Source organism: Plantibacter sp. M259, from assembly GCF_006065115.1.
Taxonomy (GTDB): domain Bacteria; phylum Actinomycetota; class Actinomycetes; order Actinomycetales; family Microbacteriaceae; genus Plantibacter; species Plantibacter auratus.
The window spans coordinates 2,871,845-2,892,506 of record NZ_CP040750.1 but is presented as its reverse complement, the minus strand read 5'-3'; the positions used below and the strand labels follow the sequence as shown (position 1 = coordinate 2,892,506).

General features: G+C 69.8%; 19 protein-coding genes. 11 read left to right on the top strand and 8 right to left on the bottom strand.

Going from position 1 to position 20,662, the window contains the following annotated elements; genetic code table 11:
- Positions 1–104 precede the first annotated feature (104 nt).
- Entirely contained in the window at positions 105–1,025 is a 921-nt protein-coding gene (locus FGL15_RS13525) for an NAD(P)/FAD-dependent oxidoreductase (protein WP_240773546.1), read from the top strand.
- 141 nt (positions 1,026–1,166) lie between these two features.
- Complete coding sequence (locus FGL15_RS13520; RefSeq protein ID WP_138946429.1) at positions 1,167–1,541, top strand: iron chaperone; 375 nt, start codon at positions 1,167–1,169, stop codon at positions 1,539–1,541.
- Between the two features lie 103 nt (positions 1,542–1,644).
- On the opposite strand, the gene FGL15_RS13515 is transcribed toward FGL15_RS13520, so the two are convergent.
- The 4 genes from FGL15_RS13515 to FGL15_RS13500 form a co-directional block, all read right to left on the bottom strand.
- Entirely contained in the window at positions 1,645–2,847 is a 1,203-nt protein-coding gene (locus FGL15_RS13515) for an SLC13 family permease (RefSeq protein WP_138946428.1), read from the bottom strand.
- Positions 2,848–2,949: 102 nt separating this feature from the next.
- The gene (locus FGL15_RS13510) at positions 2,950–3,327 is read right to left on the bottom strand and encodes a DUF1801 domain-containing protein (RefSeq protein WP_138946427.1); all 378 of its coding nucleotides are present in this window, start codon (positions 3,325–3,327) and stop codon (positions 2,950–2,952) included.
- 4 nt (positions 3,328–3,331) lie between these two features.
- The gene (locus FGL15_RS13505; RefSeq protein ID WP_240773544.1) at positions 3,332–4,639 is read right to left on the bottom strand and encodes a C40 family peptidase; all 1,308 of its coding nucleotides are present in this window, start codon (positions 4,637–4,639) and stop codon (positions 3,332–3,334) included.
- A gap of 426 nt (positions 4,640–5,065) precedes the next feature.
- Entirely contained in the window at positions 5,066–5,551 is a 486-nt protein-coding gene (locus FGL15_RS13500; RefSeq protein ID WP_205858628.1) for a MarR family winged helix-turn-helix transcriptional regulator, read from the bottom strand.
- Between the two features lie 486 nt (positions 5,552–6,037).
- On the opposite strand from FGL15_RS13500, the gene FGL15_RS13495 reads away from it, so the two are divergent.
- The 3 genes from FGL15_RS13495 (at position 6,038) to FGL15_RS13485 (ending at position 9,988) form a co-directional block, all read left to right on the top strand.
- Positions 6,038–7,570 (top strand): sugar transferase, encoded by a 1,533-nt coding sequence (locus FGL15_RS13495; protein WP_205858627.1) that lies wholly within the window; start codon positions 6,038–6,040, stop codon positions 7,568–7,570.
- A 415-nt stretch (positions 7,571–7,985) separates the two neighbouring features.
- Positions 7,986–8,780: a CDP-alcohol phosphatidyltransferase family protein gene (locus FGL15_RS13490; RefSeq protein WP_138946426.1), complete on the top strand. Its 795-nt coding sequence runs from the start codon at positions 7,986–7,988 to the stop codon at positions 8,778–8,780.
- Positions 8,777–9,988, top strand: coding sequence for a glycosyltransferase family 4 protein (locus FGL15_RS13485; protein WP_205858626.1), 1,212 nt, complete (start codon positions 8,777–8,779; stop codon positions 9,986–9,988). Before FGL15_RS13490 ends, FGL15_RS13485 begins: the two co-directional genes overlap by 4 nt.
- 97 nt (positions 9,989–10,085) lie before the next feature.
- Here FGL15_RS13485 and FGL15_RS13480 read toward each other — a convergent pair whose 3' ends face one another.
- The 4 genes from FGL15_RS13480 to FGL15_RS13465 form a co-directional block, all read right to left on the bottom strand.
- Positions 10,086–11,003, bottom strand: a complete 918-nt coding sequence (locus FGL15_RS13480; RefSeq protein ID WP_138946425.1) for a hypothetical protein — start codon at positions 11,001–11,003, stop codon at positions 10,086–10,088.
- Entirely contained in the window at positions 10,988–12,130 is a 1,143-nt protein-coding gene (locus FGL15_RS13475; protein ID WP_205858625.1) for a Gfo/Idh/MocA family protein, read from the bottom strand. The genes FGL15_RS13480 and FGL15_RS13475 overlap by 16 nt, the downstream gene beginning before the upstream one ends.
- Positions 12,123–13,274 (bottom strand): DUF1972 domain-containing protein, encoded by a 1,152-nt coding sequence (locus FGL15_RS13470; protein WP_168223405.1) that lies wholly within the window; start codon positions 13,272–13,274, stop codon positions 12,123–12,125. The genes FGL15_RS13475 and FGL15_RS13470 overlap by 8 nt, the downstream gene beginning before the upstream one ends.
- A 161-nt stretch (positions 13,275–13,435) precedes the next feature.
- Complete coding sequence (locus FGL15_RS13465) at positions 13,436–14,071, bottom strand: hypothetical protein (RefSeq protein WP_168223404.1); 636 nt, start codon at positions 14,069–14,071, stop codon at positions 13,436–13,438.
- Positions 14,072–14,321: 250 nt separating this feature from the next.
- On the opposite strand from FGL15_RS13465, the gene FGL15_RS13460 reads away from it, so the two are divergent.
- The 6 genes from FGL15_RS13460 to FGL15_RS20990 are packed head-to-tail and all read left to right on the top strand — an operon-like array spanning position 14,322 to position 20,610.
- Positions 14,322–15,764, top strand: coding sequence for a polysaccharide biosynthesis tyrosine autokinase (locus FGL15_RS13460; protein WP_138946422.1), 1,443 nt, complete (start codon positions 14,322–14,324; stop codon positions 15,762–15,764).
- Between the two features lie 39 nt (positions 15,765–15,803).
- Positions 15,804–16,907 (top strand): glycosyltransferase, encoded by a 1,104-nt coding sequence (locus tag FGL15_RS13455; protein ID WP_138946421.1) that lies wholly within the window; start codon positions 15,804–15,806, stop codon positions 16,905–16,907.
- Positions 16,907–18,256, top strand: coding sequence for an oligosaccharide flippase family protein (locus FGL15_RS13450; protein WP_138946420.1), 1,350 nt, complete (start codon positions 16,907–16,909; stop codon positions 18,254–18,256). The genes FGL15_RS13455 and FGL15_RS13450 overlap by 1 nt, the downstream gene beginning before the upstream one ends.
- Positions 18,243–19,679: a hypothetical protein gene (locus tag FGL15_RS13445; protein ID WP_138946419.1), complete on the top strand. Its 1,437-nt coding sequence runs from the start codon at positions 18,243–18,245 to the stop codon at positions 19,677–19,679. Before FGL15_RS13450 ends, FGL15_RS13445 begins: the two co-directional genes overlap by 14 nt.
- A complete protein-coding gene (locus FGL15_RS20995; RefSeq protein ID WP_240773543.1) occupies positions 19,676–20,173 on the top strand; it encodes a glycosyltransferase family 2 protein in 498 nt (165 codons plus the stop codon). Before FGL15_RS13445 ends, FGL15_RS20995 begins: the two co-directional genes overlap by 4 nt.
- Complete coding sequence (locus FGL15_RS20990; protein ID WP_240773542.1) at positions 20,170–20,610, top strand: hypothetical protein; 441 nt, start codon at positions 20,170–20,172, stop codon at positions 20,608–20,610. Before FGL15_RS20995 ends, FGL15_RS20990 begins: the two co-directional genes overlap by 4 nt.
- Positions 20,611–20,662: the final 52 nt, after the last annotated feature.

The window sequence follows — 20,662 nt, the reverse complement described above, 5'->3', positions numbered from 1 at the left end:
GATTCTCGCTCCCACGTTGCCGCTTCGGCAAGTCTTCTTGCCACTTCGGCACCGGTCGGCGCACCCTGGACACCTCCCAGCACGTCGACCGAACGGAACGATCCATGAGCACCCCCGTCACCCCAGCAACCAGCACCGACCTCGTCGACGCCGTCATCGTCGGCGGTGGCGCCGCCGGGCTCAGCGCAGCCATCATGCTCGGACGATCACGACGGTCCGTGATCGTCGTCGACGGCGGCGAGCCGCGGAACGCACCCGCCGACGGCGTGCATGGCTTCCTGACCCGCGAGGGCACCCCGCCTCGTGAACTCCTGCGCCTCGGCCGAGCGGAGGTGGTGTCGTACGGCGTCCGCATCGTCGACGGCCAGGTCGTCGATGCCGGGCGCGACGGCGACGGGTTCATCCTGACGACGGCGGACGGCACGATCGTCCAGGGCCGCCGTCTCCTCATCGCCACCGGCACCGCCGACGAGCTCCCGCCCATCCCCGGCCTCTGGGAGCGGTTCGGCCGCGACGCCCTCCACTGCCCCTACTGCCACGGCTGGGAGGTCCAGGACCGCGTGATCGGTGTCCTCGGCACGAATGCGGAGGCCGCAGCTCACCAGGCGCAGCTGTTCCGGCAGCTGAGCGACCGGGTCGTCGTGCTCCGCAACACCGCGGGCGCCTTCACGGCGGAGCAGGAGGCGGCGTTCGCGGCGCGCGGCATCGAGGTGGTCGACGGCGTCGTGGAGCGGCTCGAGATCGCCGACGACCGGCTCGTCGGCGTGCGTCTGGACGACGGCCGCACCGTCCCCGTCGAGGCGCTGGCCGTGGCCCGGTCAACCGGGTGCGCGCCGACGCGTTCACCGGTCTCGGGCTCCACACGCGACCGCACCCGCGGGGAGCCGAGTTCGGTGACGCGATCGGCGTCGACGAGCTGGGCGCCACCTCGGTGCCGGGTGTCTGGGCGGCCGGAGACGTCACGAACCTGCGCACCCAGGTCCTCCAGGCGGCGGCCGCAGGATCGATGGCCGGCGCGATCATGAACGCCGACCTCGTCCAGGAGGACGTGCGCCGCGCACTCGCGAAGCGGTAGAACCACCCCTGTCGCGCGGGACGCGGACATGGGACGATGACGGCACGGGGGAAGCGGCTCCCGTGCCGTCTCCGTTCCGAGGAGGAGAGACATGCCGGGTGCACCCACCACGATCGACGACTACCTCGCCGCGCAACCCACCGACGCCGCGGACGCCATCGAGGAGATCCGACTCCGCGTCCACCGCATCGTGCCTGGAGTCACCGAGGCAATCCGCTACGGCATGCCGACCTTCATGCTCGACGACCGATACCTGCTCTACCTCGGCGCCTGGAAACACCACATCGCCCTGTACTCGATCCCGCCGTTCGACGGCCCCCTCCAGAACGCCGTCGCCGACTACCGGGCGGCGAAGGACACGCTGCAGTTCCCGTTCAGCCGGCCGATCCCCTTCGAGCTCATCGACCGCATCGTCACGGAGCTGTTGGAGCGGCGGCGCGCGGGCGACGCACGACACGAGCACTGAGGGAGAGCGACGCGTCGCCGCCCTTCGACAGGCTCAGGGACCGGGGAAGGGCGCTCAGGGACCGGGAGGGGTGCTCAGGGACCGGGAAGGGTGCTCAGGGACCTCAGGGCAGGATCGCGCCGGCACCCTGCGCCAGCCAGAGCCCGACGGTGGCGAGGGCCACCGTCAGCGGGGCGACCACGAACCCGAGCGCGATGAACCGGCCCCAACCGAACTCGACGTCCGCCGCGGTGAGCCGCGCGTGCCAGAGCAGCGTCGCGAGCGCCGCCCACGGGGTGATGAGCGCGCCCGCGTTCACGCCGATGAGCAGGGCGGCGAAGCGCACGGGGTCACCGGCCACCGGCTCGAGGGCGAGGTAGGCCGGCAGGTTGTCGACGAGATTGGCACTCGCCATGCCGACCCCCGCCAGCTGCAGGAGCGCCAGGAGCGAGTCGCCGGTCCCCGCGATGGACGCCAGCGCCCGCGCGAGTCCGAGGGCGTGAGCCGCCTCCACCACGAGGAACAGTCCTGAGGCCAGCAGGACGAGCTGCCACGGGACGAGCGCCGGACGCAGCGCCGCCGGACGCCGGACGAGGAAGACGACGACGAGGATCACCGCCGCACCGACCGCAGACATCCACACCGGGATGCCGGACACCAGCAGCGGCAGGAGCACGAGCACCACGAGCCCGGACGTCCACAGCAGCACCCGGTCGTCGTCCTGCGCCTCCACGTCCACCGTGTAGGCACCGGCGAGCTGACGGCGGTACACGATCGCCAGGACCACGCACGGGACCACGACCGCGATGATCGCGGGGACGACCATGAGCGCTGCGAATCCGCCAGGGCCGAGCGGACCGCCACCCGACGCCGTGGCGGCCTCGTCGATCGCGTGCTCCGCGAGGAGGTTGGTGAGGTTCGACACCGGCAACAACAGCGACGCCGTGCACGCCAGCCAGACGGTGGTCAGGGCGAACGGCACCGGCGACAGCCCGGCGTGCCTCGCGAGCGTGATGACGACCGGCGTCAGGAGGACGGCCGTGGTGTCGAGCGAGAGGAAGACGGTGCTGAGCGTTGCCAGCGCGACGACGAACAGCCAGAGCAACCAGGTGCTCCCCCGACCCCAGCGCACGAGCCGCGAGGCGACGAGGGTGAACAGGCCGGCGTCCGCAGCGAGTTCGGCGACGACGGTGATGGCGACGACGAACAGGAGGATCGGCCAGACGCGGTCGGCGATGCCGAGGGCTTCCGGGGCGGGGAGGACACCGGTGAGGATCGCGATCGTCCCGATGACGAGCAGCACGACGCCGAGCACGGCACTGCGCACGAGGCCTCCTTCACCACCGGTCCGTCGGTGCGCTGTCGCCCGCTCGGCAGTCGATCATACGACGGCTCGCCGACCGCGTGCTCCCGCGCTCGTCGACAGGTGTCAGGCCCGCACCCAGCGCCCGATGAGTTCGAGCAGGGCGGGCTCGGCGTCCGCCGCCGCATCGATGGTCGAGAAGGTGACGACACCGCGGTCCGGTGCCGCCCACACCACGAGACCGGAGGGGTCGTCGAACCGGAAGGCGTCGGTGTCGTCCCGCTGATGCACGCCCCGGTGCAGGATGATCCGGATGCGGTTCGCCGGGTGCAGGGCGAAGGTGACGCGGTCCTCGCCGTCGTAGACGAAGCTCGGCGCCTTCCACTTGAGGTGCTCCGACATGCCCTCGTCCGAGGCCATGATCGCCTCGCGCAGCCGCATGACCGCCGGCTTCAGCTGGTGCGTGAGGGAGGTGAGGTAGGCGTCGACCTCGGCGGAGCTCATGGGATCAACCCGTCGGGCGACCGACGTAGGGTGCGACGTCGCCGGATCCCCAGATGCCGCCGACCCGGGTGCCGGCGCGCTCGTTGGCCGCTTCGACGATCTGGCCGTTCCCGAGGTAGATGGCGACGTGGTAGTAGTCGTAGCCGCTCGACCAGAAGATGAGGTCGCCGCGCTGCTTCTGGCTGTAGGGCACGAGGCGTCCCTGCGACTGCATCGTGTAGTACTGGTTCGTCGCCGAATGCGTCCCGATGCCGCTGCCGTAGGCCGCGCGGGTGAGCCCCGAGCAGTCCCAGACGTTCGGGCCGGAACCGCCGAGCTGGTAGCCCTTGCCGACCTGGGCGAGCGCGAAGGCGATCGCCGACTCGACGCCGGCGGAGTTCGGAGGTGCGACCGAGCCGCCGCCACCGCCACCGCCGCTGGACGCACCGCCGCCGCCACCACTGCTCGATCCGCCGCCGCCACCGGACGAACCGCCGGACGGCGCGGGAGGGGTGTTGGCCGCGGCGGCAGCCGCAGCGGCTGCCGCCGCCTCCGCCGCCTGACGAGCGGACTCGCCGGCCGCGTACCCGCGCTCGGTCTCGGCGGTGGTGTTCTTCAGCGAGGCGAGCTGCGCGTAGAGCTGGTCGGCCTGCTGCTCCTGGGCGGCCACGGCTGCGGATGCCGCCGCCGAGGCACTCTCCGCCTCGTCGTACTTCGTCTGCGCTTCGCCCTCGAGGCGTTCGCGTTCGGTCTTCGCGACCTCCGCCTGGTCGGTCAGCCCGCTCGCCGCGTTGCGGTCGGTCACCGCCTCGGCGTAGCTCGCGGCGTTCCGTTCGCCCAGCTTGTCCATGACGGACAGCCGGGACAGCAGGTCGTCGGACTTCCCCGCGCCGAGGACGAGGTCGAGCGAGACGTCGCCACCGCCGCCACGCGACAGCTGTGCGATGAGCGCACCGGCGCGCTGCTTCGAGACCTTGGCGGCGGCCGCAGCGGCCTCGGCCTGCTCGCGCAGCGCCGACTCGCGGGCGGTCGCCTCGGTCACGGCGTCCTGCGCCTGACGATAAGACTCGGCGGCGATCTGCGCCGTGCGGAACGCGGCGTCGGACTGCTCTTGCAGCGAGGTGATGAGTGCGGTGATGTTCGTGATCTCGGCGGCCTTGGCGGACTCACTCGACTTGGCCGCTTCGACATCGGCCCAGCTCGGGTAGTCGTCCGCGTGGGCCGGCAGGGCGCCGACGGTGAGTGACGCCGTGACGACGCCGACGGAGAGGGCCATCGCCAGCCAGGGACGGCGGCGGCCGTACTGCGCACCGGGCGTTCGTGCGGGGGTCATCATTCTCCAGTCCGACGACACGATCACGGCGACCTCGGCGGGTCGCGGCCGTCATCCTGTCACAACAGTCACAATAGAAACTTTGATCACACTAGCCACTCTCGTCCCGGAGCACCAGCTCGAATCCCCCCGGACGGGGCACGGGGGCGCCTGGTGTGCCCCTGAGCGGACACCCGATGTGCAGCCCCGGCCGGACACCCTCGCATCACGGAGGTTCCCCGTGGGCGCTTCGACAAGCTCAGCGACCGGGAGAGGTACACCCGGACCCGGAACGGTCCCTGAGCCTGTCGAAGGGCAACCCCGGCCGGACACCCTCGCATCACGGAGGTTCCCCGTGGGCGCTTCGACAAGCTCAGCGACCGGGAGAGGTACACCCGGACCCGGAACGGTCCCTGAGTCTGTCGAAGGGCAGCCCCGGCAGGCGGGTCAGGCGGGTTCGACGTCCTCGGGTGACCAACGGGCGGACTCGCCAGAACGGATGATCGCGAGCAGCTGCGACCGCAACGCCGACTCGTCGGGCAGCTCTGGGAAGACATCGGCTTCGAGCCGGTGTGCGGCCAGCCAGGCCTCGTCGCCTGCGGGCGTCCGGCTCACCACGTGACGACGACGGTCGTCGGCCGCGGCGATCCGCTCGATGTGGCCGGCCCGCTCGAGTCGGTCGAGCGTGCGGGACATCGTCTGGTTCTGCACGCGGGCTCGTCGAGCGAGCTCCTTCTGACTGGCGGGGCCGCTGTCGAGCAGGTGCAGCACGATGAGCCCGGCGTGGGTCACACCGATGCCGTCGAGGGCCTGCTGCCAGGTGTGCTCGATCAGTCGCGACGCCGTGGAGAGGAGCCGTCCGGTCGGCCAATCGGCCATGGGATCGCGGGCGGCGTCGGCGATCACGCCTTCGGTCGCGCGCGCTCCATCCATGGCACCAATGTAGTCGCTGAGCCTACGGCCGAGCCGCCACCCACGACCGGTGTGACGTCGGCAGTAGGTGCTGTCCCCCACCGGGCGGCGACGAGAGCGACCGACGAGGTCCGTCGTCATCTCGGCCGATGACGACGGAATCGCGCGTCGGAGGCCCTCCACACCCCCAGCATTGGGGGCGGCGACCCCCCTGGAGTGGGGGATCCGCCGATGACCCCCGCTTCCTACAGTTGAGGGATATCCAAGGGGGACGCTCATCTCGACCGGTTTCGCCGGTCGGTCGTGGGCACACGAGCGACGTCGCGTTCTCCGCGGGCGGCCCGAACCGCCCTTGCGCATCGCGCATCCGAAGCACACCCGAACCCCACAAGTGGATAGCAACCTCATGACGACGTACCCGAACCGCCGTCGGTCCTCCCGACAGACCCGTCCGCGCACCCGAAGCGCGGCGTTCGCCCAGTTCCGCTGCGAGGGGTCGACCCGAGCATGAGTGCCGACGTGAACGACAACGCCTTCCCGATCACGGGCCCCATCGCGCTCGTCCGACGCCGAGCTGCTGCGCTCGGCGCGGAGTCCTCCACCGTCGCGGTCAAGTCCATGACGCAGCGCGAGTGGTCGAAGCGCTACCGTCGCTGGCTCATCCTCACCGACAGCGTCATCGCGCTCTTCGCCGTCTCCGCCGCGTTCGTCGTGCGGTTCGGCGACGACCCGGTCGGCCCCGAGGCCCAGCAGCTCTACATCCTGCTGTCGGGGGTCATCGTGCTCGTCTGGCTCGCCTTCCTCGGCTTCACCAGGACCCGGGACAGCCGCATCATCGGCTCCGGTGTCGCCGAGTACAAGCGCGTCGTCAACGCCAGCGCCTTCGCCTTCGGCATCCTCGCCATCGTCTTCCTCATCCTGAAGATCGACATCGCACGGGGGTATTTCATCCTCGCGCTCCCCGCCGGGACACTCGCGCTCCTCGCCTCCCGATGGATGTGGCGACGCTGGCTGCTCAGCCGCCGTCGGGTGGGCGAGTACACCGCGCGGACGGTCGTCGTCGGCAAGCGTGACGACGTCGCCTACGTCCTCGAGCAGGTCGCCAAACAGCACAGCATGAGCTACACCGTCGTCGGTGCGGCCGTGGTCGATCAGGAGACGGCCGAGCCGTTCTCGAGCCGGGGAACCTCCGTCCCGGTCATCGCGCACATCGACGGCGTCGCCCAGGCCGCCGCGAACCTCACCGCCGACGCGGTCATCATCGCCGGCCCCGTCGACGGCGGCAGCGACTACGTCCGCCGACTCGGGTGGGACCTCGAGGGCACGGCGACCGAGCTCGTGCTCGCGGCCCGACTCACCGACGTGGCCGGGCCCCGCATCCACTTCCGCCCGGTGGAGGAGCTGCCACTCATCCACGTGGAGATCCCGCAGTTCGAGGGCGGTCACCACATCATGAAGCGCGCACTCGACATCGGGCTCACGAGCCTCGGGATCCTCCTCATCTCGCCAGTGCTGGCCCTCGTCGCCCTCGCCGTCAGGCTCGACAGCCCGGGCCCGGTCCTCTTCCGGCAGGAACGCGTCGGCAGGAACGGTGAGCGCTTCACGATGTTCAAGTTCCGGTCCATGGTCACCGACGCCGAAGCCGTCCTCCCAGCCCTCATGGCGCAGAGCGAGGGCAACGGCGTGCTCTTCAAGATGAAGAACGACCCGCGCGTCACCCGCGTCGGTCGCATCCTGCGCAAGTACTCCCTCGACGAGTTGCCGCAGCTGTGGAACATCCTCACCGGCGACATGAGTCTCGTCGGGCCCCGGCCGCCGCTGGCGAGCGAGGTCGCCGAGTACGAGAAGGACGTCCACCGGCGTCTGCACATCAAGCCGGGCCTCACCGGCATGTGGCAGGTCTCCGGACGTTCCGACCTGACGTGGGAGGAGAGCGTCCGCCTGGACCTTTACTACGTCGAGAACTGGTCCATCACGGGCGACCTGATGATCATGTGGCAGACCGTCAAGGTCGTGCTCAAACCGGTCGGCGCGTACTGATGTCAGGACTGCTGTCGGTGATGCCCCCAAAGCGAGGGGTGTCCTTCGAAAAGAGGACAAATCCCCTTCCAGAGGGGGCAACACTTCGATACAGTCGTCTCCATCACCGCCCGCAGTCGCACGACGAGTCACCCGAAAACGGCTCGATCGCACAGCTGCTCACTGGCGAGACCCGCACACCCGAACCCTCCCGCGACGCACTGCTGCGACGACTTACCCGAGCCGTCGGCGCATCACGTCCGGCACCGTGCGCGCCTCGCCACGATTCCCGCACTCCGGCACCCGCCCGGTCGCGGAACACCCGAACCCGGGCGCGCCTTCGTCGCCCGACCGCTCACGACCGCTCACCCGAATCAGCGATCGCCTGCAGCGCCCACATGAGAACACAAGGACCGGCATGACCCGAACTGCCCCCATGACTCAGCCCACGGAAGACCCCGAAGTCGCCGAGCGGTACTCCGACATCGTCGCCCGTCTCGCCGGTGCACAGAAGAAGCGGACGCGAGGCGCTCCGGCGTACTCGATCTACGTCAACCGCAAGGCGGGTCGCTACCTCGCCGCGGCGGCGTACCAGCTCGGTCTCACGCCGAACATGGTCACCGTGATCAGTGCGGTCTTCACGTTCAGCGGCATCATCATGCTCGCGACCCTGCCCCCGAGCATCGGTCTCGGTGTCGGCGTGTGGCTCTGCCTCGCGATCGGGTACGCCTTCGACTCGGCCGACGGCCAGGTCGCGCGACTGCGCGGCGGCGGGTCACCGTCCGGTGAGTGGCTCGACCACGTCATCGATGCGACGAAGATCTCGTCCCTGCACCTCGCCGTCCTCATCAGCGCGTTCCGGTTCTTCGAGCTGCCGACCCCTGCGCTGTTGCTCATCCCCATCGGCTACTGCGTCGTGGCGGCCGTCGCGTTCTTCGCGATCATCCTCAACGAGCAGCTCAAGCGCGTCTACGGCGCCGACCCGGCTCCGGAGAACGGCCACAGCACCATCCTGCGCTCACTGCTCGTCATCCCGACCGACTACGGCTTCCTCTGCCTGATCTTCGTCCTCCTGGGTGCCCCGCAGGTGTTCTTCGCCGCCTACACCCTCATGTTCCTCGCCAACGCCGGCCACCTGCTGCTCGCGTCGGTGAAGTGGTTCCGTGACATGGAGCGGCTCGGCTCGGTCGGGACCGCGTCCGGCGGCCAGCCCGTCGCGCTCGGCCGGTGACCGCCATCGACGCATCGGAGACCACCCTGGACGCTCACGAGCTCGCCGGCACCTCGGCCACCGATGCCGGTCAGACGGTCCTCATCGCGAATCCGTCGGGCGACGTCTACGGGTCGGACCTGCAGATGCTCGAGAGCATCAGCGCGTTCGTCGGGCGCGGGTACCGGGTGATCGTCGCCCTCCCCGCCGACGGCAAGCTGGTCCCGAGGTTGCTCGCCCGCGGCGCGGAGGTCCGGTTCGTCCCCTTCCCCGTCCTCCGGCGGGCCAACGCCTCGCTGGGCGGCGTCGCCTCGCTCGCGATGGAAGGCCTGCGCTCCGTCCGCTTCCTGCGGAGGGTCATCGAGGAGATCGCGCCGACCGCGGTCTACGTCAACACGGTGACGCTCCCGTGGTGGATCCTCGCCGCACGCCTGACGCGCACACCGGTCGTCTGCCACGTGCACGAGGCGGAGACCGCGGACGGCAGGCTGGTCCGGTTCGCCCTGAACTCGCCGCTGATCCTCGCCGACGCGCTCATCGTCATCAGCCGTGCGGCGGTCGAGGCGACCACCACGGCCGCACCCGGACTCGCCCGGAAGGTCCGGCTCGTCTTCAACGGCGTCGCCGGCCCCGACGTCGATCCCACGCCGGCCCCGATCGGTTCCGAACCGCATCGACTCGCGATCGTGGCCAGGCTCTCCCCACGGAAGGGGCCTGACATCGCGCTCGACGCGGTCGGGATCCTGCGCCGTGCCGGACGCGACGTCCGGATCGAGATCGCGGGTACGCCGTTCGAGGGGTACGAGTGGTTCGAGCAGCAGCTCCGGGACCGTGCGGACCAAGCGGACCTCCGTGGTGCGGTCACCTTCTCGGGCTACGTCTCGCCGATCTGGTCTGCGCTGGAACGCGCACACCTCGTCGTCGCCCCCTCGCTGCGGGAACCCTTCGGCAACGCCGTGGTCGAGGCCCAGCTGGCGCTGCGGCCCGTCGTCGCATCAGCGGCGCTCGGCCATCTGGAGAGCATCGAGGACGGCGCGACCGGCCTGCTCGTGCCGGCGGGTGACGCCGAGGCCATGGCAGCAGCGGTCGCCGAGCTCCTCGACGACCCGGCCCGGAGCGCACGGATCGCCGACCGGGCCCGCCGCTCGGCGCAGGAGCACTTCTCCCCCGAGCGGTACCGCTCCGAGATCATCCAGGTGGTCGAGTCCGTCCGTCGCGTCCGCGTCTGACGGCGAGGTCCACGACGGGTCCCGCGCACCGACCACATGAGGAACGGCCCCTGGCATGCCAGGGGCCGTTCCTCGTGTCAGCTGGGCTCGCGCCCGATCACACCCCGAAGAACTCGTCGACCAGGCGTCGCGTGCTCTGGATGTTCTGCCGGCTGGACGCTCCGAACACCATCGACTCGATGTTCGGCTGCTCGGAGAGCCATTCGATCGCCTCGCGCGGCGGGATCGCGCCTGACGCGTAGACGGACATCGCGACGGCACGGAACGGACGCTCCGCGAGCACCCGCTGGTAGCCCTCGATACCGCCCGACATGCGGAACCCGATCTTGTTGATGTTCGAGCAGACGATCGGGTTCTCGAGACCGGCCTCGTCCAGGGCGTCGAGCAGGAGGGGCAGGTTCATCGTGATGAACCCGGGCTGCGCATGGTACTTCGTGCGCACGTGGTGGTCGAAGATGGCGAACGCGTCCTTGAACCCGAGACCGAGCAGGAGGTCGACGACGACGTTCTGCAGCCAGATCACCGGCGTGTCGACGCCTCGGAACATCGCCATCTCGGCGTCGATGAGCAGCGTGATGATGCCCTCGACGTCCTTCGTGGCGAACGCCTTCCCTCCACGCAGGGCCGCGTTCATCAGGCCCTCCTCAGGCAGGAAGCGCTTGAGCGCGCCGAGCATGCCGTTCTCCGTGACGGCGTCCGCGTACTTGTGCGCGTACGGCATGCACGGTTGGAACGTGAAGTCGGCGTATCGCGTCGGGTCGAGCCGTACCCGCTCCGCGACCTCGGCGATCCGATCGTGCGTGGTGCACATGAACGAGGTGATGCCCTCGTCGTACGCCACGTCGAGCACGTCCATGATCGCGCCGGTGTCCTGGAAGCGCATGGCCTGGGCGCGCGCCTTCTCCTCCGACATGTGGTTGACGCCGAAGAACTGGTTGTCTCCGAACAGGAGCCGGGGAAGCTTCGGGGCAGCGGTCGCGGCCGCGCCGGTCTGGGTCTCTACGCTCGTCGCCATGGGAGGAGGCCTTTCTTCTTCGCGACGGGAGCGGGTGCGGCCGTCGCGGCTCGGGTGGACGGGCCTGCCGCCGCGTCGATGGTGAGGAGTTCGAGGACGTGGTCGGTGGCGGCCGCGCTGGTGAAGGAGTTCGTCCCCAGCACGGCGCCCTCGACGACCCGGGTGACGAAGTGGTCCAGCTGTGCGCTGTACTCCTCGCCGCGCAGGTAGTACCAGACCTCGTCGGTGAGCTCGGTGGTGTACTTGACGTTCCAGCCGGTCTCGTAGCCGTCGATCTCGGGCGCGGTGTCGCGCAGGTAGACCTGGCATTCCTGCCGATCCGCGTGGATGCGACCGGCGGTGCCGGTGATGGTGATCTGCGTGGTCATCTTGCGGTAGGACTCGTCCGACCAGTTGACGGAGAGCTGCGCGCTGACGCCGGCGTCGAAGAAGAGGGTCGAGAAGACCTCGTCCTCGGTGTGCTCGGAGAACACGCTCCCGAGGACCGTGCCGCCGACGCCGATCGGCTCGCCGGCGTACCAGGTGAGGAGGTCGACGGGGTGGGCGGCGTAATCGTACAGGCAGCCACCGCCCTCGTTGCGGTTGCTCCGCCAGGTCGAGCCGCGGGACTTCAGCACGACGGGACCGTAGGCCTCCGCCTGGATGTGCGTGACGCGACCGATGGCGCCGAGGTCGAGCAGACGCTTGACCTCGCGGAAGGCACCCACGAAGCGGTTGTGGTACCCGACCTGGGTCACGACGCCGCGACGCTCGGCGAGTGCGGCGAGCTCGTCGGAGTCGGCCGCGCTCAGGCTGAGCGGCTTCTCGCAGAAGATGTGGAGACCGCGCTCGAGCACCGACTTCACCATGGGTGCGTGGAACTTGGTCGGGGTCGCGATGATGACCGCGTCGAGTTCGACCGCGGCCAGCATGTCGTCCACCGAGGTGAAGGTCGTGAGGCCGGTGTACTTGCCGAGGACGTCGAGGATGTAGCCGGTCGAGTCGACGACCGCATCGACGCTCACCCACGGGTGGGCCTTGATCATGGCGAGGTGGGAGAGGCCCATCTTGCCGAGGCCGATGACGCCGACCCGCACGCGGGCCGTCTCGATGGGCACTTCCGCGGCCGGGGCGTTCGTTTCAGACACGTGCGACACGTGCACCTCCAAGGTAGGTCTGCAGGACGGTTTCGTATTGGCCGGCGACGTGCTCCCAGGTGAACTCCTCGGCGTGCCGCGCGGACGCGGCGGAGGACAGGGCGGCACGACGGGCGGGGTTCTGGAGCAGCTCGCCGATGCGTGCGGCGGCGTCGTCTGCGGTGGTGAAGTAGAGGGCGCCGTCGCCGGCGACCCATCGGTTGTACGGGTTGTCGTGGGCGATCACGGCGTTCCCGGCGGCCATCGCCTCGACGAGCGAGGGGTTCGTGCCGCCCACGGTGTGCCCGTGGAGGTAGCCGAGCGCGTGGAATCGGAGGGCGGCGAGTTCATCGGGGTCGTAGACCGACCCGACGAACGCGACCTCGTCGCTCGCGGCGTCGACGACGGCGCGGTGGTACGGATCCGTCTCCGGGGTGTAGGTGCCGAAGACGGCGAGGGTGACGCCGCGTCGTTCGGAGGAGAACGCCTGCACCAGCTCCAGGATCGTGTTCTCCGGGATCGGGCGGCAGATCAGCGTCAGGTACTCCCCCGGCGTCAGACCGTGGGCCGTCAGCGGGGCGAGGGGTGCCGAGTCGACGCGGTGCGCGCCGTAGGTGATCGTCGTCAGCTTCGACCGCTTCGCCTTCTTCGCGAGGTAGGTCTCGATCTCGGGATGGTCCGCGATGAGCGTGTTCCCGACCCAGCAGGCGATGCGTTCGTTCACGTAGAGGATCGCCTGCTTCATGAATCCCCAGCGCGCCCGTGACCACTCGATGCCGTCCATGTTGATGACGTTCGGGATGCCCTTGAGACGCTGCAGGACGTTGAAGACGGCGGTGTTGTAGCCGAACGTGAGGCAGACGTCGTCGAACCGCGAGGCGTGTCTGATCGACTTCAGGTCGAACAGCGAGGTGCCCTTCCACCCGTCTGGACCGACGGGGATCGTCACGCGTTCGATGCCGCGCCACTCGTCCTCGACGATCGGCCCGTCGCCGTCGGACTGGCAGTAGACGATGACGCGCCACCCCTGATCCCGGAGGAAGACGGCGATGTTCTCGGCTGCCGTCTCGAACCCGCCGTAGGCCGCCGGGATCCCGTGCGTGCCGAGGATGCGAACCGTCGGCTGCCCCTGACGCCGTGCAGCGTTGTCCCCCATCGAGCTTCTCCTCATCGCTCCAGGCGCCGTTCGGGCGGCGCGGACACGAAGCGTGTCTCGGCTGGAATGCTGAAGAGCCTACCGCCCAACATTCGTCGGAAAACGGGAAAATCGCGCCCTGCGTACCCCCAAAGACAGGGGTAGTGATGACCCTCGAACCGCTACCGCGTGAGGGCTTCCACGGCGGCGCCGAACCGCTCGACCGAGCGCTGGACGGACCGCAGGGTCGTCCGGTGCGCCCGCTTGCCGAGGTTGTGTCCGTCGGCGATGTCGAGCGGGTCGACGTCGCTCCCGAATCGCGCGAACAGCCCGGTGCGCTCCGGCTTCGGAGCAGGAGCGAGACCTCGACGGGCGTTGAGCAGGGCCGCCAGGTCGGACAGACGCTGGTCGGCCGTCGTGCCGGCACCGGGGCGCCATGTGGCGATCGCCTGGTCGGGCGCCTCGGCGAGCGCGGCCGCCTCGCGGAGCGTGAAGACCTTCGATCGGGCCTCGGGAGAGAGCCTGGCGAGGGCGGAGCGCTCGGTGCGGCTCGCGGTCAGCACGAGCCCCGCACCGCCGATCATCGACTTCGTCACTCGTCGTGCGCGATGGGCGGACGACTTCGGGCCCTCCGACGGCAGGCCGAGGACCGCGGCCGCGTCAGCGCACATCTCGTGCCCGCGACTGACCTCGATGCCGGCGCTCGAGCAGACGAGGCGGTCGAAGCCGGGAATGGTCGAGAGTCGGGCTTGGAGGAGCTGTTCCGCGAGCGGGGAGCGACAGACGTTGGCACTGCACACTACGAGGATCCGCGCCATGACGTCCTTCGGTTTTCGCTCGGGGGAAGAATTCCGACAATCGTAGCGTGAGCGCCACACCCCCTTGACCGAAGCCGGCCGAGGCCTCTGTGCACCCCGTCGAACGGGGGTCATCCGCGGGGGTGGACACCCTCGGACTGGGGGTCATCAAACGGCCCGTACCCCCTGAGTGGGGGCGTCTTTCCCCTGATAAACCGGGAAATCGTCGGTACGCTGAGGTGTTGGGTGTCAACAAACCAGGGGGAGTCAGATGGATCTCGGCGACTACATCGCAACGCTGCGCAAGCAGTGGATCGTCATCGTGGTGCTCGCACTCGTCGGCGCGACCGGAGCCTATGTCTTCGCACAGACGATGGCACCGCAGTACCGTTCCACGACGAGCGTGTTCGTGACCACCGAGGCCGGCAACTCCACGACCGAACTGGTCCAGGGATCCACGTACGTGCAGAACCTCGTGCAGTCCTACGCCGTCCTCGCGTCCTCCCCGATCGTGCTCGAGCCGGTCATCAACGAGCTCGGCCTCGACATGAGTGTCCAGGACCTCGCGGAGTCGGTCAGCGCCGACGCTCCCCTCAACACCGTGATCGTCGAGATCTCCGCGGTGTCGACGAGCGCCGAGCAGGCGCAGAGCATCGCGGCGGCCGTTGCGAACTCCCTGTCCTCCGCAGTGGACGGCATCTCCCCGAGGGACGATCAGGACCGCCCCGCGGTCCAACTCACGATCATCGCGCCGGCCAAGCTCCCCATCTTCGCCTTCGCGCCGAACACCAAACTCCTCGTCGCCGGCGGCGGACTCGGCGGACTGCTGATCGGCGTGCTGTACGCCTTCGGCCGGGAGCTCCTCGACACGAGGATCCGGTCGCTGCGCGAGCTGCAGCAGGTCTCCGACACCCCCGTCCTCACGACGGTCGCCCGCACGCGGAAGGGTGAGCTGCCGACGCAGGCCATGATGCGGAACCCGAACGGCATGATCGCCGAGGGGTTCCGGAGTCTCGCGACGAACCTCAGCTTCGCCGACGTCGACGAACGGATCACCTCCGTCATCGTCACCTCCGCGCTCCCCGGTGAGGGCAAGAGCACCGTCGCGCTCGGCCTCGCCCTCGCCATGACCGAACGCGCACCGCGCGTCCTCCTCATCGACGCCGACCTCCGCCGCCCCTCCATCGCCGGCTACACGCAGATCGAAGGCGAAGTCGGCCTGACCAGTGTCCTCGTCGGCGACATCACCCTCGAGGAGGCCGTGCAACCCTGGGGTCGGGGCAACCTCGACGTCCTCGCCTCCGGTGGGGTGCCGCCGAACCCGAGCCAGCTCCTCGCCTCCGACGCGATGCGCCAGCTGGTGGACCGCGCCAAGGAGTCGTACGACTTCGTCATCATCGACACCGCGCCGATCATCCCGGTCACCGACCCGCTCTGGCTCACGCACATGACCGACGGTGCGATCGTCGTGTCCCGGTACAAGTCCACCCGCCGCCAGCAGCTCCACCGCGCGCTCGAGACCCTCGACGGCGCGAACGCCCGCACGATCGGGCTGGTCCTCAACGGCCTCAAGCAGGACGAGACGAGTTCCTACTACCGCTACAACTCGTACCGGTCGGCTCCCGACGCCGTCCCGCTCGGCCCCGCCGCGACGGGAACGGCCGCCCCCGCGGCGAACGACTCGGCGCGCACGCCGTCCATGGCCGGCCGCTGAGCCGCTGCCCGACGACGCGCCCGAAGGGACCGAGGAACGATGCCAACACCCGCCCGCCTGAGCCATCCCCGCGCCAGGCTGTACGAGGTCGTCCGCACCGCGCACCTCGAGCGCGCTCGTGAGCTGGCGCCTGCGAGCATCGTCTACCGTCGCCGCCGCTACGACTTCGATCCGAGCGTCGCCCCGGGCGTCGAGCTCGTCCAGGCCGAGCCGATGGCCGCAGCACGGCTGCTGGTCCGCTCCGGCGTGACCGCGCTCGAGGTCAACGAACCGCTCCAGCTGTCCTCCGCCATCGCCACACTGAGCACCCTGATCGCCCTCGACCTGCGAGGACGCCTCCGTGGAACACGTCCACTCGTGGTGACGTACGCCATCGAGAACCTCGACCCGATGGCCGCTCGTCCCGCCCGGCTCAGGTCCCGCGTCAAACTCCGGGCACAGCGGTGGGCCGCCGGTCGTGTGTGGCGTCGTCTCGACCGCATCGTCTACGGGACAACCGGGGCCCGCGATCTGCACGCCCGGGTCCTGCCCACACGACGCGACCTCGAGTCCACCGTCATCGAAGCCCTGCCCGCGCCCATGCCGGAGCGGCGCGACGTCGTCCGGGACCCCATGCAGATCGTCTTCCTCGGAGCCCTCGTCGGACGGAAGGGGTTCCCCCTGCTCGTCGAGGCGTGGTCGACCGTCCTGCAGCGCGAACCGCGCGCCTCCCTCGTCATCCTCGGTTCCGGTGAGCTCGAGCCCGCGGCGGCCGCGCTGAGTGATCGCCACCCGTCCGTCACCTTCCACCGCGACCCGGCCCGCTCCGTGATCTTCGACACCCTCGCCGCGAGCCGCACGCTCGTCCTGCCGTCCCAGCCGCGTCCCGACTGGCGCGAACAGGTCGGCCTGCCGATCGTCGAGGGCCTCGCCGCCGGCTGCCTCGTGGTGACCACGACGGAGACCGGCATCGCCGGCTGGCTGGAGGAGCACGGCCACAGGGTCGTCGAGCCGGGGGACGACGCGGTGGTGCTCGCCGAGGCCATCCTGACGACGCTCGCCAGCACCCGGACCCCGGAGGACGTGCTCGCGGACCTTCCCGCCCGCGACGGCCGTCTTGCCGCGGACACCTGGCTGTTCCGTGACGCCGGCGGTGATCGCTGATGGCGCGCGGCAGGGGTGGCATCTGGGCCTCCGTCAGCCAGACGGCCATCGCGAAGATCTTCGTGATGGGGCTCTCCGGTGTCCTCGGCATCTTCACGAGCCGGATGATCATCGAGCACTTCGGCTCCGGCGCCTACGCACAGTACGGCCTGCTGACGAGCCTGCCGGCCCTGCTGCCGTTCGCCGACCTCGGCATCGCCGCCGTGGTCATCAACGCCATCGCCGGATCCGACGACCCGAAGCGCGACCTGCAGGTGCGGCGCTCGATCGTGACGGCGTTCCGGATCCTCACCGTGTCTGGCGCGGTCATCATGCTCGTCGCCATCCTCATCACCGTCCTCGACCTGTGGCCTGCCATCCTCGGCAACGGCCTCGCACCCGACGGCGGCAGCGTCGCTGCGTTCCTGTGCCTCGCGACGTTCGGACTCGTCCTGCCGATGACCGTCGGTCAACGCATCCTCATCGGGGTCGGCAAGACGAGCACCCAGGTCGCGACGCAGGCGATCGCCGCTCCGGCGATCTTCCTCGGCGTGTGGCTCTTCGTCGTCACCGGGTTCGACGGCGGCTCCTTCGTCGCCGTCCTCTCCTACGCAGCGAGCGGCGTCGTCGCCGCCGTCTGCCTGGTACTCGCCGCGCGCTCGATCAAGCCGCAGGTCTGGCAGGCGATGAAGGAGGTACCGAAGCTCCGCAGCGCTCCGGGCGTCCCCGCGTTCGCCCTCGCCTGGCCGATGGTCGTCCAGATGATCGCGTTGCCCATCGCCATGCAGACCGACCGGTTGCTGCTCAGCCACCTGACGACCGGACCGGAACTCGCCCAGTACAACCTCGCGACGCAGCTCTTCGGCCTCGTCATCCAGACGATCGGAGCGGCCGGGCTGGCGCTGTGGCCGATCTACGCGAAGGCGCGCTCAGCGAAGCGCGTGGAATCGCCACTCGTCCCGACGCTGTGGTTCCTCGGCGGTGGGCTCGCCCTCGCGGTCGTCCTCGCGGCGATCTCCCCGTGGATCGCCGGGTTCGTCTCCGACGGCGAGATCACCCTCGGTTGGCCGATCCTCGTCTCCTACGTCGTGTTCGTCGCCCTCCAAGCGGCGAAGTACCCGGTCGGCATGTACATGACGGACGCGAAGGGCCTCCAGTTCCAGGTCCTCCCCATCCTGTTCATGGTGCCGCTCAACCTCGGCCTCTCCTGGGTGCTCATCCCCGTCCTCGGCGCCGCGGGCCCCATCGTGGGATCCGCGGTCGCCGTCGCGATCTGCCAGGTCGTCCCGAACCTCTGGTACGTCCAACGTGATCTCGCGAAGCGACGCAGGCTCGCTGCGGAAGCGGAGCCCGTCGATGTCGCTCAGTGACCCGAAGACGAACCTGGGCCCGCAGACGAGCGCGGACCCGAGGACGAACGCCGTCCCGCGGTGGCGTGCGGCGCGGCCCCGTCCCGCGTCCCGCGGCGTCGTCGGAGCACCCGCGGACGAGCGACTCGAACCGCTCCCCGTCCTCCGGCCACCGACCGATCCGACCATGGCGACGGTCCACCGCGTCATCGCCATCGTGTTCCTCGTGCTCCTCGGCGCTCGCCTCCAGGTCTTCCAGGGCTTCACCGTGGGCTTCGGCGTGGCCCTGATCCTGCTCCCCCTCTGGGTGGGCGAGCTCCGGAGGTACCGCGGCGGGGTGGTCCTGCTCCTCGGAGGGGTCGCTGCAGCGGTATCGGGGCTCTGGCTCACGGCTGCCATGGCCGACGACCACCAGACCGGCCAGGGCGTCGCCATCGGCGCGACCATCGTGCTCCTCGGCCCGCTCGTGTCGGTCGCGTGCATCGTGTGGACGCGGACGGTGCTGACACCGTCGCACATCATCGTGTTCTACGGCCTCGGACTGCTCGTCCGTGCCGTCATCGCCGGCCCGGGCGGTACCGCCTACATGTCGAACGTGTGGAAGTTCCAGTACTCCGTGCCGCTGACCGTGATCCTGCTCGGACTGGCCCTGGCGACCCGCCGCCGCTGGATCGAGGTCGCCGTCGTCGCCGCCCTCGCCGCCGTGTCGATCCTCAACGACTCGCGGTCGCTGTTCGCGATCCTGCTCCTGACCCTCTGCCTCGTCGCCTGGCAGATGCGATCCGCCGGCAAGAGCCGCAAGGCGTCGACCGCCCGGGTCATCATCGGGATCGGCATCGCCGCGGCGTTCGTGTTCAATATCGGCCAGGCCCTCCTCCTCGACGGGGTGTTCGGCGCGGAGACCCAGAGTCGCACCGTCGCGCAACTCGATCAGTCGGGATCCATCCTGCTCGGCGGACGACCGGAGCTCGCCGCCACCGCCGCCCTCTTCCTCCACCAGCCGACGGGGTACGGGAGCGGCACCTACGCCTCCCTGAGTGACGTGCTGGTCGCCAAGACCGGTATGGCCTCCATCGGGTACGACCCGAACAACGGCTATGTCGAACGCTTCATGTTCGGGACCGGGTTCGAGGTCCACTCCACCATCGGCGACCTCTGGGTCCGCTTCGGTCTGATCGGGCTCGCCCTGGCAGTACTGATCGCCTGGCTGACCATCTACGGCCTCGGGCACGGCATCGCGCGACGCAACGCGAGCGCGGTCGTCATCTTCCTGGGGGTGCGGACCTGTTGGGACCTCTTCTTCAGTCCGCTCTACAGTTCCGTCCCGACGCTCACCCTGTTCCTGGGGCTCGCCCTCGTCCTGAAGGTCGGCACCGACGGCCCTGCGGCGGGACGACACCCGGCGGCCCTCGCGTCCGAGCACCGCCGCGGGGACGCAGCATGACCGGACCCGTGCGTTCACCCGAGCGGATCGGCATCGTCGTCGTGAACTACGGCGACCCCACACTCCTCGAGCAGAACCTCGCTGCCCTGACCCGCGCCGTACCCGGCCTCCGGACCGTCGTCGTCGACAACTACTCCTCCCCTGCCGCACGCGACGCCGTCACGCGGCTCGCCGACGCGGAGTGCTGGGACCTCCTCCTGCCCGAGGACAACCTCGGGTTCGGCGCCGGCATGAACCTCGGCGTCGCCCGGGCGATCGGACTCGGCGTCGAGCAGGTGCTGCTCCTCAACCCGGACGCGACCCTCACGCCCGCGGCGCTCGACGTGCTCTCGCATCGTTGCGCTGAGCAGCCGATGACGATGCTCGCTCCGCGGATCGAGCGACCGGACGGCAGCCTCTGGTTCGACGGGGTGGACCTGTACCTGCACGACGGGACGATCCGATCGCGGAGACGACGCGAGGACCACCCAGGGCGGCCGTGGCGCCCTGGTTGAGCGGCGCCTGCCTCATGCTGAGCGCGGAACTCTGGGCGCGCACCGGCGGCTTCCACGACGCCTATTTCCTCTACTGGGAGGACGTCGACCTGTCGCACCGAGTGGTCGCCGTCGGCGGTTCGCTGGCCGTCGTCGAGGAGGCCACCGCGGTCCACGACGAAGGCGGCACCCACGACCGCTCGGACGCCGCCTCGGCGCGTGCCAAGTCGACGACCTACTACTACTTCAACATCCGGAACCGACTCCTCTACGCGGCCGAGCATCTCTCGCCGGCCGAGGTGCGGGCCTGGAGACGCTCGACCATCCCCGTGGCCTGGTCCGTGCTCCTGCAGGGTGGTCGCCGGCAGTTCCTCAGTACCCGCAGCCCGCTCCGCGCCGGCATCCGCGGGGTCGTCGATGGGCTCCGGCTCTCGAAGGCCGCCGCGCGCGGTCGCTGACGTACACCGTCACGCGCACACGCAGGCCGTCGCCTCGGCGTCGCCGCTGCGC